Genomic DNA, 14,461 nt, shown 5'->3' on the forward strand with positions numbered 1-14,461 from the left:
TTAATCGACCCCGAAAATATCATGCTCAAAGTTGACCTGCACTGCCATTCCAACGTTTCCGACGGCGTCATGACGCCCGAGGCCGTGGCTGCGTACGCGCGCCAGGCCGGCGTGGACGTGTGGGCGCTGACCGACCACGACGAAGTGGGCGGCATTGCCGCCGCGCGCGTGGCGGCAGAAGAGCAGGGCATGCGCTTTATCACCGGCGTGGAAATCTCGATCACCTGGGCCAAGGAAACCGTGCACATCGTCGGCCTCAATATCGACGAGCACCATCCCGAGCTCACCGCCGGCCTGGCCCGCACCCGTTCCGGGCGCGACAACCGCGCCCGCGAAATTTCGCGCCAGCTGGCGTTGGCCGGCATCGACGGCGCTTACGAGGGCGCGTTGAAATTCGTTGGCAACCCGGACCTGATGTCGCGCACCCATTTTGCCCGTTACCTGGTCGAGACCGGCGCCTGCGCGAATATCCCGGAAGTGTTCCGCAAGTATTTATCGGAAGGCCGGCCCGGCTATGTGCCGCATTCGTGGGGCACCTTGGCCGAAAGCGTGGGCTGGATCCGCGCGGCTGGCGGCGTGGCCGTGATCGCCCACCCGGGCCGCTACAAGTTCAGCCAGCTGGCCCAGGGCCAGTTGTTTGACGAATTCAAGCAGCTCGGTGGCGTCGCCATCGAAGTGGTCACCGGCAGCCACACGCCGGACCAGTATCCCGAGTACGCGCAACTGGCCAATTATTATGGCTTCCTGGCCTCGCGCGGGTCCGATTTCCATGCGCCGGGCGAGTCGCGCGTGGATTTCGCGGCATTGCCGCCGTTGCCGGCCAATGTCACACCGGTCTGGCATGACTGGTTCTGACAGCTTTAAGCTTCAGCCTCTTGAATTTGCGATACTCCGGTCATACATTATGATCTGGGCAATCTTGTCCGCACGGAGAACTATCCCATGAAACGCATCGTCCTGTTTATCGCCACCAACCTCGCTGTGCTGCTGGTGCTGTCCATTGTCCTGTCGTTGCTGGGCATCGGCCGTCCCGGCGCGGGCAACACGCTGGAACTGGGCAGCCTGCTGGCGTTTTCGCTGGTGGTGGGCTTTACCGGCGCGATCTTTTCGCTGTTGATCAGCAAACCGATGGCCAAGTGGTCCACCGGCGCGCGCGTGATCGACCAGCCGGCTAACGCCACCGAGGCATGGCTGGTCAATACCGTGCGCCAATTGTCCGAGCGCGCCGGTATCGGCATGCCGCAAGTAGCCGTCTATCCGGGCGAGCCGAACGCGTTCGCGACCGGCGCCTTTAAAAACTCGGCGCTGGTGGCCGTTTCCACAGGCCTGCTCGAAAACATGAACCAGCAGGAAGTGGAGGCCGTGCTGGGCCACGAGGTGGCCCACATCGCCAACGGCGACATGGTGACCATGACGCTGATCCAGGGCGTGGTCAACACCTTCGTGGTGTTCCTGGCGCGCATCGTCGGCTTCTTTGTCGACAAGGTGCTGCTGAAAAACACCGAGCGCCAGGGCGTGGGCATCGGCTACATGGCCACCGTGTTCGTGTGCGAGCTGATTTTCGGCCTGGCCGCTTCGCTGATCGTGGCCTGGTTCTCGCGCCAGCGCGAATTCCGCGCCGATGCCGGCTCGGCCAAGCTGCTGGGCAGCACCATGCCGATGCAGCACGCGCTGGCCCGGCTGAACGGCGTGCCGCCCGGCGCCTTGCCGCAATCGATCGCGGCGGCCGGCATTACCAGTGGCCGTGGCTGGAGCGCGCTGTTCTCCACCCACCCGCCCTTCGAACAACGTATTGCCGCGCTGCAAAATCTGCGCGCCTGAACTGCTGATCACTTATGAGCCAATTTTTCCAGATCCATCCCGACAACCCGCAGGTCCGCCTGATCAAGCAGGCGGCGCAAATCATCCACGGCGGCGGCATCGTCGCGGTGCCGACCGATTCCTGCTATGCGCTGGTATGCCACCTGGACGACAAGGGCGCGGTCGAACGGTTGCGCCGCCTGCGCGGCATCGACGAGAAACACCATCTCACTTTGCTGTGCCGCGATTTGAGCGAGCTGGGCGTGTATGCGCGCGTCGATAACCGCCAGTTCCGCCTGCTGAAAGCCGCCACGCCCGGCCCGTTTACCTTCATTCTCGAAGCCACCAAGGTGGTGCCGCGCCGCTTGAGCCATCCGTCGCGCAAGACCATCGGCTTGCGCGTGCCGGAAGACGCCATCATCAACGCCTTGCTGGCCGAGCTGGGCCAGCCGCTGCTGGGCACCACCCTGATCATGCCGGGCGAGACCGAGGCGCTCAACGACGCCGACACCATTTGCGAGCGCCTCGGCAAGCAGCTGGAACTGGTGATCGACGGCGGCGCCTGCAGCATGGAACCGACCACCGTGATCGACCTGACCGGCGCTGAGCCCGAACTGGTGCGCCAGGGCCGGGGCGATGCTTCCGTGTTCGGGATCTGATCGCCGCTGCCCCGGGCTGTACTGTTCACCGCGCGCCGGCCCCGGCCGGCGTACCGATCCTTCACGCCGCCTCTGGTAGAATCATGCCCCATGGACATTGACAGCATCATCCAGACCGCCACGGTCTACGCCATTCCGGTCCTCTTTGCGATCTCCCTGCACGAAGCGGCCCACGGCTACGTGGCCCGTTACTTCGGCGACTCCACGGCAGCCGACATGGGGCGCCTGAGCTTGAATCCCGCGCGCCACATCCACCCATTTGGCACGATTTTGTTGCCGCTGGTACTGGCTTTTCTCGGACTTCCACCGCTGGGCTACGCCAGGCCGGTACCGGTCGATTACGAGCGACTGCGCAATCCCAAGAAGCAAATGGCCTTCGTGGCCGCCGCCGGACCGGGCGCCAATTTTGTCATGGGGTTCGGCTGGACCGTGCTGTGGGTGGTGCTGATGCTTGGGTTTGGCCAGGGCCGGGAAGATTTCTTTGTCAAGATGGCCGAGGCGGGTGTGCTGGTCAATGCCGCCATGTGCGTGTTCAACCTGATTCCATTACCACCGCTGGACGGCGGCCGCATTGTCACCGGCATCCTGCCCATGCCGTATGCGTATCATTACGCCAAGATCGAGCGGTATGGCGTGGTGGTGTTTATCGCGCTGATCGTCATGCTGCAGTTCGGCCTGCTAACCGGTGTGCTGATGGAAGGCATTCTTTTTATACAGCAAATGTTCAAGGTCATGGTGATGCCCCTGGTCGCCATCCTGCGTTGAACCTGATTTGAAGTCCCACCCTGTAAAGACATCATGAGCGAAAACATCTCTCCCTGGGTACAACGCTACGCCCCACTGGTGCCCGGCGGCGAAGTGCTGGACCTCGCGTGCGGCAAGGGCCGCCATTCGCGCCACATGGTCACGCTTGGCCACGCGGTGCTGGCGCTCGACGGCAATCCCGAGGCGCTGCTCGAGGCCGCCGGTCCCGGCATCACCACCACGCCGATCGACCTGGAAGAGGCGGGCGCGGTCTGGCCATTCGGTCCCGAGCGCTTTGCCGGCATCGTGGTGACCAACTACCTGCACCGTCCGCTGCTGGCGGACATGCTGGGCAGCCTGGCGCCGAACGGCGTGCTGATCTACGAAACCTTTGCCGACGGCAATGCCCAGTTCGGCAAGCCGTCGAACCCCGATTTCCTGCTGCAACCGGGCGAATTGCTGGCGCTGGCGCTTGAAAACGGCCTGCGCGTGGTCGCTTTCGAAGACGGCGTCACCCAGCAGCCCAAGCAGGCCATGGTGCAGCGCATCTGCGCCGTCAAGCCCGAGTTTCCGCGGTCTGCGGCGCTGTTGCCGCCATTCTGAGACCTGGGCGTTCACTCGAATTTATGTTTGTAATCGCCGTGAAAAGCACCATACATCCGAGTCATCGTCTACAATCGTTGTTTTAATACTTTATGCAGTTATTCCTATGATCAAGGGCAGCATAGTAGCAATCGTCACCCCGATGCACGCGGACGGCAGTCTGGACTTCGAGGGTTTGAACAAGCTGATCGACTGGCACATTGCCGAAGGCACGAACAGCATCGTCATCGCCGGCACCACCGGCGAATCGGCCACCGTCAGCGTGGAAGAGCACTGCGCGCTGATCAAGGCGACGGTTGCCCATGCCAGGGGCCGCATCCCGATCATCGCCGGCGCCGGTGGCAACTCCACCGCCGAAGCGATCAAGCTGTCCCGCTTTGCCAAGGAAGCCGGCGCCGATGCCACCCTGCAAGTGGTGCCTTACTACAACCGTCCTACGCAAGAGGGCATGTACCAGCACTTCAAGGCGATTGCCGAAGCGGTGGACCTGCCGGTGATCCTGTACAACGTGCCGGGCCGTACTGTGGCCGACATGAGCAACGACACTATCCTGCGCTTGGCAAAAATCTCGAACATCGTCGGCGTGAAAGACGCCACCGGCAATATCGCGCGCGGTTTCGACCTGCTGCGCCTGGCCCCGGCCGACTTTGCCGTGTACTCGGGCGACGACCCCACCGCCATGGCACTGATGCTCGCTGGTGGCGCCGGCAACATCTCGGTCACCGCCAACGTCATGCCCAAAGCCATGGCGCAGATGTGTGCTGCCGCCATCGCCGGCGATGTCGCCAAGGCCGTCCCACTGAATAACCTGATGTTCCCGCTGCACCAGAAGCTGTTCATCGAACCGAATCCGGTGCCGGTCAAGTGGGCGCTTGCCGAGATGGGCAAAATGCCTGCCGGCATCCGCCTGCCGCTGGTGCCGCTGGCCGACGATTGCCACGAAGCCGTCCGCGCGGCCCTGCACGAAGCCGGCGTCCTGTAATTACCCTGGTTCAAAAAAAGCATCCCGTCCCGAATCGCTGGGATTAACTTTTGCTGCATATAAATACATGACTATTCGCAAGACAGCTTTTATTACTTCGCAGCGCGCCCTGGTAACGGGTGCCTTGGTGGCCAGCCTGACCGGTTGCGGCATGATCAACTCGGTCATCGGCAACGACAAGGTCGATTACAAGGGCGCCAAGAAGGCCGTGCCGCTCGACGTACCGCCCGATCTGACGCAACTGCAAAAAGACAGCCGTTACGCCCAGCCCGATTCGACCAACGGCGTGGCTACCGCTTCGGGCTACAACGCCGCGCGTTCGGCTGCTGCCGCGGCCGGTGGCCCGGCCGTGGTGCCTGGCCAGCCGGCCGTGGGCACCGTGGTGCCCACCTCGATCAACGACATCAAGGTGGAACGCGATGGCAACCAGCGCTGGCTGGTAATCAAGCAGACTCCGGAGCAGCTGTGGCCGCAACTGACCCAGTTCTGGGAAGATGCGGGCTTCAAGCTGTCGCAGGAAGTGCCGGCGGCAGGCATCATGGAAACCGACTGGACCGAAAACCGCGCCAAGATTCCGCAGGACTTCATCCGTAACACCATCGGCAAAGTATTCGATTCGGCCTATTCGACCGGTGAGCGCGACAAGTTCCGCACCCGCATCGAACGCCGCGCCGATGGCTCGAGCGAGATCTACATCAGCCACCGCGGCGTGCAGGAAGTGCTGCAAGGCGCGCAAAAGGACACCGCGATCTGGACCTCGCGTCCGAACGATCCGGGCCTCGAGGCGGAATTCCTGGCCAAGCTGATGACCCGCCTGGGCAACGGCGACGACAAGAAAGATGCGCCGAGCGTCAAGACTGCCGTCGATTCGGCCGTGGTGCAACCTCAGCACGCATCCCTGGTCGGCACCGGCGCCGCCCGCTACGTGCAGGTCGATGAAGGTTTCGACCGCGCCTGGCGCCGCGTGGGCCTGGCGCTGGACCGCGCCGGCTTCACTGTGGAAGACCGCGACCGCACCACCGGCACCTATTTTGTGCGCTACATCGACGATACGGTCGAGAGCAAGGGCTTCTTCGGCAAGTTGTTCAGCTGGGGCTCGTCCTCCGAAGCCGACAAGGAAGCCCAGCGCTACCGCATCCAGGTCAAGGCTGCCGACGGCAATACCAGCGCGGTCACCGTGCTCACCAATGCCGGCGCACCGGAAGCCACCCAGGTCGGCGACAAGATCATGAGCGTGCTATACGACCAGCTCAAGTAATCCTGGTGCAGTGCAAAAAAACCGGCCTCGCGCCGGTTTTTTTACGTCTCGGATCATCGTCAAGTTCGCAGGTATTAAAACGCGGGCGAAAAAAAACCGGCCCGCAGGCCGGTTTTTAGAATGCTGTCGAATTACTTCGAAGCAGCAGCCGAAGCGGCGGTCGAAGCAGCAGCAGCTGCGTCAGCAGCGGCCGAAGCAGCTTGCGAAGCGGCAGCAGCAGCGTCAGCAGCAGCTGGAGCAGCAGCGTCAGCTGGAGCTGGGGTCACAACTGGAGCGGCTTCTGGAGCAGCTACTGGAGCTGGAGCAACAGGAGCTTCTTCTTTTTTCGAGCAAGCGGTCAGAGCAGCTACGGCCAGCAGGGAAGCGATCAGCAGGGATTTTTTCATTTGTTTTCCTTAGTTAATTCAAATTTAAACACAGTGTTGCGATGAATAATTACCGGTAATTATCGCTCATTAGGTCGTCTTCGAAGGCTTTTCGTACCTGAAATGGTGCCTGCCAGACAACGGAAACTTCCTAACCGAATATTATAGCGATTTTTAGTGCGTCGCAATAGGACAACATCCTGTTCGCAGAACAATTTTGCGATATCGCAACATTTCGTTTTAGATCCGCAAAACGCCTGGATCGTGACGTTACCAGCTTTCGCCCGAACATGCGCATTTTACCCGGAACCGGGCCATAGTCCAGCCCAGTTCGTTAGCAATTACGCACTTAATGCAGGACAAATTGTAATAATTCGTAGCCAACGCACATAGCCACGTCTTATTCCCCGGTTTGCATGACGTCGATGACGGCCTGGTACACCCGGATCGGCTCTTCGGCGATGCGGTTGAGCACATATAAAAAGTGCTCGGCGCCGAACACCGCGTATTCGCGGGTAGGGTAGCCGCGCGCGCTCAGATCATCGATTTGTCCGGTACCCAGGCCGATCAGCGATTCGAATTCGTACCAGCGTGGGTCGATCCGTTCCTGCTGGATCAGGGTCACCAGTTCGGCCTGGATGGCGCGGTCGTGGGTGGCAATCGAGCACTTGTGGCCGCTTTCCAGCAAGGTGCGCGCAAAGGCCCGGTAGGCGGCTGCCAGCTCGTCGCTGTTGCGCTGCCATGACTGCTCGTCGGGGTCGAGGTAGGCGCCCTTGACCAGCCGGATGCGGCCCGGCAGCTTCAGCATCGCCACAAGGTCGGTAGCGGTGCGATGGCGCCGCGCCGGCACCGTGATGCCCACGTTGTGCAAGCCGTCCTGCTGGTGCAGGCGCGTGTAGACCGCGTAGATGTCGTCGGCGCGGTCCACGCCTTCCATCGAGATCATTACCTCGCGGTTGATGGCGGCAGCAGCGAGCGCAATGCGGCGCAAGTTGCGGTAGCCGAGCTCCACGTCCACCAGCGAACCCACGTGCGAGAGGTCGAGCGAGATCGAACAATTGAGGTTGCGCTGGCCGATGCCGGCCACCAGGTCCATGAAGACCCCGGTCTCGGCCATGGCCAGCGCTTCATCGCGTACGCTCTCGCCCATGTAGTCGGCCGACGCCGCATGGCCGCGGGCGATGATGGACTCCACCCGCGCCAGCGCCTGCGCCACGGTCTGGCCGGCCACGTAGCGCTGCGACACCTTGTGCATCAGCGGTTGCAGCAGCGGGTCGTTGCAGAATTTATCCTTGGCCTGCTCGTCGAGGGCCAGCGCCCGCAAGGCGGCCGCCGCCTGGTCCACCAGCGGTTGCCACTGGGCCGGGAAGTTGGGCGGGGCCGACATCAGCCCAGCTCCACCCAGCCGTCCTGGTACCAGGTGTACAGCGCTTCGAGCACGTCATCGGACGCCTTGGCGAACTGTTCGCCGGTCAAGGCGCGTTCGTTGGCCAGCAGTTCGAGGGTAAGCTTGTCGGCCCGGCCCACGCCGAACGATTCGCCGTTGATGAACACGTTCTTGCCGCGATAGAGCATCTGGGTCTTGCGCGACAGGACCAGGCCCTTCTTGGCCACCGCATCGCCGAACTTGCCGAACGTGAGCGGCTTGGCCGGGCCGGTGAAGAACACATTGTGCTTGGGCTCCGACATGTACTCGCCCAGGAAGATGGTGATGTCGTCTTCGGTGAAGCGCACCTTGTTCATCTCTTCGATGATGGTCTCTAACATATCGCGCGGAATCTCGGCCGGCTTGCTGGTCGGTTCCAGTTCCGGATCGGCGTAGCGGCCCGGCAGGTCGATCGAGTCGGCCATGAATTGCAGGAAGCCTTCGCCCAGTTCCTGGTACGACGGCGCGCGGAAGCCGATCGAATAGGTCTGGCAGTCGCCAATGGCCACACCGTCGTGGGCGTAGTGGGGTGGCAGGTACAACATGTCGCCCGGTTCGAGCACGAATTCTTCGTCGGGCGTGAAGTTGGCGAGGATTTTCAGCGGCAGGCCTTCGATCAGGGTCAGGTCTTTTTGCGGGCCGATGCGCCAGCGGCGCTGGCCTTGCGCCTGCAACAGGAACACGTCGTACGAATCGAAGTGGGGACCGACGCCGCCGCCATCGGTAGCGAAGCTGACCATCAGGTCGTCGAGGCGCGCATCGGGCAGGAAACGGAACTGGCGCAGCAGGGCGTCGGCCTTTGCGTCGAACAGGTTCACGCCCTGGACCAGCATGGTCCATTCGCGCTCGGTGCGGGCCGGCAGGGTTTCCAGCGGGCCGTGCTGCATGTCCCACTGGCCGTCGACGGCCGTGATCAGGCGCGATTCGGCATGGTTGGTGGAGGCCAGCTTGGCCAGTGCGTCGAGCGTCAGCAGCGGCTTGAAGCCGGGGATGGCGTTACGGATCAGCAGGGGCTTTTTGTGCCAGTAGTCGCGCAGGAACTGCGCCGGCGTGATATTGCCGAGGAGAGGTAGTTTTTGCATACGCCATTATAACCAGCCCAGGGCTTGAACTTCACCCCGGGCCCGGTCAACGGCCTATCTGGTGTGCAGCCAGCGCGCGTGCGCCCACCGCGCCAGCCAGTCGAGCGCAAAGCCCAACAGGCCGATCAGCACGATCGCCGCCATCAGCTCGTTGTACGCCAGTCGGTCGCGCGCATCGAGGATGAAGTAACCGAGGCCCGCCGACACCCCCAGCATCTCGGCCGGCACCAGCACGATCCAGATGATGCCGATCGCCAGCCGCACGCCGGTCAGGATGTCGGCGGTAATGCCTGGCAGGACCACGCGCAGCACGGTTTCCGTCGGCGTGGCCGACAGGCTGCGCGCCAGCAGCAGCCAGTTGGGATCGAGCCGCGCCACGCCGGTGGCGGTATTGAGCAGGATCGGCCACACGGCCGCAAACGCCAGCAGGAAGTACACGGGCGCGTCGCCCACGCCGAGCGTCATCACCGCCAGCGGCATCCACGACAGCGGCGAGACCATGCGCAGCAGCTGGAACAGCGGCATCAAGGCGGCCGCCACCCGGCGCGAACTGCCCACCAGCACGCCCAGCGGCACGCCGATGGCCACCGCCGCCGCCAGCCCGTATGCCACCCGCAGCAAACTGAGGCCAATGTCCTGCCAGATGTAGGCGCCAGCAAGTAGCTGGACCAGCGCACGCAATGCTTCCAGCGGCGCAAACGAGGCCGCAATCGGCGTCTCCTTTTCCAGCGCCGTCACGCCCAGCTGCCACAGCGCCAGCGCCACGCCGAAGCCGGCCAGCGCCAAGGCCGCGCGCGCGGGACGGTTCAACGGTTTTGCCATGCCTGTCGCCATCCCTTAGACCGCCAGCGTTTCGGTGCGCAGCAGGTTGGCCGGCAGGCCGAATGCGCCCGGGCCGCCGACGGCGGTGATCGCCTTGCGCACGAAGCGGTCGTCCACCAGGTCGCGCGCGACAAAGGCCGGATCGAGCTTGGCGAGGAAGCCGGTGTCGCCTTCCAGGCGCGTGGTCTTGAGCGCGCGGACCATCTGCTCGGTGTACGACGCGAACGGGTACGGCTGGAAGTCGATGCGGCGCTGGTTCCAGTTCTTGTGGACGATGATGCCGCGCTTCTCGTAGTCGGCATAGTCGGTCACGGTGAGCACCTTCGACAGCACCTGCAGCGCGTGCGGCGTGTAGCGGTGCGAGTCGGTATTCGACAGCAGGCGCGCGGTGTCGAGCTGGTTGGTGCGGGTCCACAGCTGGGCCTTGACGATGGCATTGGTCACGCGCTGCGCCCATTCAGGGCGGGTGTTGATGTCGCGCTCGGACAGGAACGTCACGCAGCACGCATGGTTTTTCCAGACGTCGCCCGAGAAGCGCAAGATCTTGCCCACGCCATTGGTTTCGGCCAGCGCGTTGAACGGCTCGGCCACGATGAAGCCGGCAATCGATTTGCTGGCCAGGGCGGAGACCATCTCGGCTGGCGGCAGCACGACCAGGTTGACTTCCTTCGGGCCGATGCCGCCTTCGCGGCCCTTGCTGACCACCGACAGCCCGGCGCTGCTGAGGATTTGCTGCAGCAGGATGTTGTGGATCGAGTACCAGAACGGAATCGCCACCGTATTGCCACCGAGGTCGGTGACCTGGTTGATCTCCTTGGCCACCGTCAGCGCCGAGCCGTTGACGTGGTTCCACGCCACCACCTTGGCCGGGAACTTGGCGCCATAGCGTACCGACATGGTGGCCGGCGACAGCAAATGGATCACGTTGACCTGGCCCGAGACGAACGCTTCGACGATCTGCGCCCAACTGCGGAACAGCCGCGGCGTCTCGGCCTGCAAGCCTTCGGCTTCGAACAGCTTGCGCCCGTGCGCCACCAGCAGCGGCGTGGCGTCGGTGATCGGCAGGTAGCCGATCTTGACCGGCTGGTCGTCGCCCTTGGGCGCCTGCCGCGCCAGGGCGTCGCCGGCAAACAGCAGCGGCGCCGCGCCGGCGGCGGTGCCGAGCGCTGACATGCGCAGGAAATCGCGGCGGGTCATGCCGCAATCGCAGTCGGAGGAAGCGCACAGGTGGATGGATTTGCTGGTATCGGTCATGGAAGACTTTCGAAAAGAATTTTGATTTTATTATGCGGCGGCGCGCACGCCGTGCAGCGCCGCCAGGATCTCGAGCCGCAGCGCGCCGATCGCCTGCGCCTCGGCCAGCCGTGGGCGCGGCAGCTCGACCTGCCACTCGTGCATGATGCGCCCTGGCTGGCCGCCCATGAGGACAATGCGGTCGGCCACCAGGATCGCTTCGTCGATGTCGTGCGTGACCAGCAGCACGGCGCTGTGCCAGCGGTGCACCACATCCACCAGCAGGGTTTGCATGTCGGCGCGGGTGATCGCGTCGAGCGCGGAAAACGGTTCATCGGCAAACAGCAGCGCCGGCTGGCGGGCCAGGGCGCGGGCCAGCGCCACGCGCTGCGCCATGCCGCCCGACAGCGCAGCAGGATACCGGTGTTCGCTGCCGGCCAGGCCCACGGCCTCGATGGCAGCCTGCACGCGCTGGTCATGCGCGATACGCGCAATCTTGGGCTGGCGCGAGAAATCGAGGCCGAAGCCCACGTTGGCGGTCACGTTCAGCCAGGGCAGCAGGCTGGCCTGCTGGAACACCAGCGCGCTGTGCGGGCTCGGCGCCGTGAGCGGCGCATCGAGGAAGGTCAGCGTGCCGCTGGACGGCGCCTGCAGGCCGGCCAGTACCCGCAGCAGCGTCGATTTGCCGCAGCCACTGCCGCCCAGCAGGGCGACGATCTCGCGCGGACGCACGCCGATGTCGATGTGCTCGAACGTGGGCGCGGCGCCCGGATAAGCAAAGCCCAAAACTTGCCCTTGCAGGGCCCAGCCGCCAATATCGCCCTTTGCGTGCAGAATGCTCATCGGCTGCCGCCCGCGTGCTTGGCCAGCGCCGCCTGCAACTGCGTGATGCTCGGCGTGATCACGGGAATGAAGGCCGACTCGCGCAGGCGGCGCGCAAAGCCGTCCTGCTGCGCTTCGAGGTAGGCGTGGCCGCCCTTGGCGTGCAGTTCCAGTGTGACGGCGTCGCGCACGATGCCGGCCAGGCCGATGCGCAGCCTGAACATGGCCGGAGCTTCGGCCACAAAACGGCCGCTGGCCACGCCGTCCAGCAATTGCGCGGTGTGCTGCGCCAGCGCTTCCTGTGCGGTGGCGATATCGTCGGCCAGCTGGCCGCGCCCGGTGGCGGCGCCTGCCGCCCTGGCTGCCGCTTCCAGGCTCGCTTGCGCCAGGCCGATCGACATGCCGCATTGCATGCCCAGGAAGGCCGGGCGCACGCGCGGCAGCCAGTTCGGCGCGTCGGCGCTGATGATGTTCGAGGCCGGCACCGCGACTTGTTCGAGCCGCACGGCGGCGGTATGGCTGCCGCGCAGGGCGATCAGCTGCAGGTTGTCGCTGCGGTGCACGCCTGCCGCGCTGCTGTCGAACATGACGATCGCCGGCGGCGCATCGTTGACGGGAGCGACAGCGGCCGCCGCCACGAAGCGCTGCGGCCGCAGGTTGGTGATCCAGGCCAGCTTGCCATCGAGGGTCCAGCCATCGTGGTCGGGCACGGCGCTGATTTGCAGCGGCTCCATCCCCGACAGGAACTTCATCGCGTTCGACAGGCCGGTGGCGCCGGCCAGGGCGCCATCGAGCAGGGCTGGCAGCAGCTTTTCGCGCAACGCCGCGTTCGGGCTTTGCAGCAGGTATTCGATGAAGCTGCGCTGGCCCCAGTACACGAAAGCGGCCGTCAGCGAATGGCGGGCGATGTCGGCGATGCCGAGGATGGCGTCGCGCACATCTCCACCAGAGCCGCCCATGGCCTCGGGCACGCCGGCGCGGAAGCAGCCGTGCGCGGCCAGCGCCGGCATCACTTCATCGGCCAGCGCTTCGGCTTGGTCGAGTGTGTCCGCATGGCGGGCCAGCCAGTCGTGGACCGCCGCCATGCTTAGACCGCGCCGGGCAAATAGGGTTGCAGCTGCGGATTGACCGGGGTGCCGGCCAGGCTGTTGGCGAAATTGCACAGCGTGGCCAGGCTCACGCCCAGCACCACTTCCAGCGCCTGCTGCTGGTTGTAGCCGGCGTCGATAAAGGCTTGCAGCTCGGCGTCGTCCACGGCGCCACGGCGGGCGATGACGGCGGTGGCGAAGCGCTGCACGGCGTCCAGCCTGGCCACGCCGGTGGGGACGTTGGTTTGCAGCGCGCGCACTACCTCCGGCGCCAGGTTGGCTTTCTTGAGGGCGATGGCGGAGTGGCCGGCGGTGCAGAAGTCGCAGCCGTGGATGTTGGCGGCCGTCAGTTGCACCACTTCGCGCTCGTCGAGCGTGAGGCTGGTGCGAGCGTTGATGCCCGAGACGGTCAGGTAGGTTTCCAGCGCCTGCGGCGCATTGGCCAGCACGCCGATCAGGTTGGGCAGGTAGCCGTTGTTGGCAATCGCTTTTTCGACAAAGGGGCGGCTGTCGGCCGGTGCGCTGTCGAGTGTGTGCAGTGTAAGACGGGACATGATGACCTTTCCGTGAGGATGAAGCCATATTATCAGCCGTCACGCGCGCGCGCACCATATCCAAATGGCTGGCTTTTATGCTCGAACGTCTCGACCGTGCTTGCGGTAGGCCCCAGGCTGCTCGCCCACCACACGCTTGAAGGCGCGAGTGAAGGCGGCGTACGACTGGTAGCCCACGTGGCCGGCCGCCTGCTCGACCGAATCGCCAGCGCCCAGGCGCTGGGTGGCCAGGCGCATGCGCAGGCGCAGCAGGAACTGCGCGGGCGGAATGCCGCCGGCCTCGGTGAAGTGCTTGCAAAAAGCTGCGCGCGACATGTGTGCGGCCTGCGCCATGCGCGCGATGCTCCAGTCGGCGCCGGGATTGGCCAGCATGCGGTCGAGCAGGATCGTAAACTCGCTGCGCTGGGCCAGCGCCAGCATGCCGGCGCCCAGCGTCTCCTGGCGCGCCGCATGGCGAATCAGGTAAAAGAACAGCAGCTCGACCAGGCGCGCGATCAGGGGGGAAGGCCGTTCCGGGTCGCCCGCTTCCGCCAGGATCAGGTCGAACAGCGCGGCGGTATGGGCCAGCGACGGCTCGTCGCTGCGGCACACCAGCACGTCGGGGAAAGAGCCGATTACCAGTGGCCCGAGCGCGCCGCTGAAGCGGAGCAGGCCGCAGGCCAGGCCGGCGCTGCCCGTGTCCTGCGGCGCGGCGGGTACCGACAGCGTATGCATGGTCTGGCGTTCGGTCAGTGCCGCCGGATCGGGCGAGGGACTGAGGAAGTGGGCGACATCGCGCGTAAGGAATACGCCGTCGCGCGCGCGCAAACGCACGGGCGGCTCACCGGCGATGTGCAGGTAGCAGTCGCCTGCCAGTACCAGGTGGAAGCTGGCCAGCGCCTTGCCGGCAGTGGAGGCGCGCCACGGGCCGCAATACCGTCCCACGTGCAGGGCGGCGGCGTCGAGCTCGATGCTGTTCAAGAGCCACTGGGCGAGTTTGTCGGAGCAGGCGGGTGTCATGCCCGTCATTGTAGGACGTGGGGC

At 64.6% G+C, this 14,461-nt stretch carries 16 protein-coding genes; 7 read left to right on the forward strand and 9 right to left on the reverse strand.

All coding sequences use genetic code 11. The features are described 5' to 3' along the window. Nucleotides 1-21: 21 nt before the first annotated feature. From J2X54_RS23965 to bamC, 7 genes are all read left to right on the forward strand, one after another. Nucleotides 22-855, forward strand: a complete 834-nt coding sequence (locus J2X54_RS23965) for a 3',5'-nucleoside bisphosphate phosphatase (protein WP_310184322.1) — start codon at nt 22-24, stop codon at nt 853-855. An 87-nt stretch (nt 856-942) separates the two neighbouring features. Next, nucleotides 943-1,821 carry a protease HtpX gene (gene htpX / locus J2X54_RS23970; RefSeq protein WP_310184323.1) on the forward strand — a complete coding sequence of 293 codons (879 nt, stop codon included), beginning with the start codon at nt 943-945 and terminating at the stop codon, nt 1,819-1,821. 14 nt (nt 1,822-1,835) lie between these two features. Beyond that, entirely contained in the window at nt 1,836-2,459 is a 624-nt protein-coding gene (locus tag J2X54_RS23975) for an L-threonylcarbamoyladenylate synthase (protein ID WP_070248822.1), read from the forward strand. A 90-nt stretch (nt 2,460-2,549) separates the two neighbouring features. Beyond that, on the forward strand, nt 2,550-3,224 hold the full coding sequence (locus tag J2X54_RS23980; protein ID WP_310184324.1) for a site-2 protease family protein: 675 nt from the start codon (nt 2,550-2,552) through the stop codon (nt 3,222-3,224). 33 nt (nt 3,225-3,257) lie between these two features. Continuing rightward, nucleotides 3,258-3,806: a bifunctional 2-polyprenyl-6-hydroxyphenol methylase/3-demethylubiquinol 3-O-methyltransferase UbiG gene (locus J2X54_RS23985; protein WP_070248826.1), complete on the forward strand. Its 549-nt coding sequence runs from the start codon at nt 3,258-3,260 to the stop codon at nt 3,804-3,806. A 106-nt stretch (nt 3,807-3,912) separates the two neighbouring features. Further along, nucleotides 3,913-4,788, forward strand: coding sequence for a 4-hydroxy-tetrahydrodipicolinate synthase (dapA, locus tag J2X54_RS23990; RefSeq protein WP_070248828.1), 876 nt, complete (start codon nt 3,913-3,915; stop codon nt 4,786-4,788). Nucleotides 4,789-4,855: 67 nt separating this feature from the next. Next, complete coding sequence (gene bamC / locus J2X54_RS23995; RefSeq protein WP_310184325.1) at nt 4,856-6,046, forward strand: outer membrane protein assembly factor BamC; 1,191 nt, start codon at nt 4,856-4,858, stop codon at nt 6,044-6,046. A gap of 131 nt (nt 6,047-6,177) precedes the next feature. Here the strand turns inward: bamC and J2X54_RS24000 are convergent, their stop codons facing one another. The 9 genes from J2X54_RS24000 to J2X54_RS24040 form a co-directional block, all read right to left on the reverse strand. Continuing rightward, the gene (locus J2X54_RS24000; protein WP_071651632.1) at nt 6,178-6,432 is read right to left on the reverse strand and encodes a hypothetical protein; all 255 of its coding nucleotides are present in this window, start codon (nt 6,430-6,432) and stop codon (nt 6,178-6,180) included. Nucleotides 6,433-6,811: 379 nt separating this feature from the next. After that, nucleotides 6,812-7,798 carry a proline dehydrogenase family protein gene (locus J2X54_RS24005; RefSeq protein WP_310184326.1) on the reverse strand — a complete coding sequence of 329 codons (987 nt, stop codon included), beginning with the start codon at nt 7,796-7,798 and terminating at the stop codon, nt 6,812-6,814. Continuing rightward, nucleotides 7,798-8,919: a cupin domain-containing protein gene (locus J2X54_RS24010; protein WP_070248834.1), complete on the reverse strand. Its 1,122-nt coding sequence runs from the start codon at nt 8,917-8,919 to the stop codon at nt 7,798-7,800. Before J2X54_RS24010 ends, J2X54_RS24005 begins: the two co-directional genes overlap by 1 nt. Nucleotides 8,920-8,973: 54 nt before the next feature. Beyond that, nucleotides 8,974-9,741, reverse strand: a complete 768-nt coding sequence (locus J2X54_RS24015) for an ABC transporter permease (protein WP_310184327.1) — start codon at nt 9,739-9,741, stop codon at nt 8,974-8,976. A gap of 15 nt (nt 9,742-9,756) precedes the next feature. Next, nucleotides 9,757-10,995 (reverse strand): ABC transporter substrate-binding protein, encoded by a 1,239-nt coding sequence (locus J2X54_RS24020; protein WP_310184328.1) that lies wholly within the window; start codon nt 10,993-10,995, stop codon nt 9,757-9,759. Nucleotides 10,996-11,025: 30 nt separating this feature from the next. Next, a complete protein-coding gene (locus J2X54_RS24025) occupies nt 11,026-11,817 on the reverse strand; it encodes an ABC transporter ATP-binding protein (protein WP_310184329.1) in 792 nt (263 codons plus the stop codon). Beyond that, nucleotides 11,814-12,881 (reverse strand): acyl-CoA dehydrogenase family protein, encoded by a 1,068-nt coding sequence (locus J2X54_RS24030; RefSeq protein ID WP_310184330.1) that lies wholly within the window; start codon nt 12,879-12,881, stop codon nt 11,814-11,816. Before J2X54_RS24030 ends, J2X54_RS24025 begins: the two co-directional genes overlap by 4 nt. A 2-nt stretch (nt 12,882-12,883) precedes the next feature. Beyond that, on the reverse strand, nt 12,884-13,438 hold the full coding sequence (locus tag J2X54_RS24035) for a carboxymuconolactone decarboxylase family protein (RefSeq protein WP_070248842.1): 555 nt from the start codon (nt 13,436-13,438) through the stop codon (nt 12,884-12,886). A 75-nt stretch (nt 13,439-13,513) separates the two neighbouring features. Beyond that, complete coding sequence (locus J2X54_RS24040; RefSeq protein WP_310184331.1) at nt 13,514-14,437, reverse strand: AraC family transcriptional regulator; 924 nt, start codon at nt 14,435-14,437, stop codon at nt 13,514-13,516. Nucleotides 14,438-14,461 lie beyond the last annotated feature (24 nt).

The organism is Duganella sp. 3397 (assembly GCF_031456625.1).
Classification (GTDB): Bacteria; Pseudomonadota; Gammaproteobacteria; order Burkholderiales; family Burkholderiaceae_D; genus Rugamonas; species Rugamonas phyllosphaerae.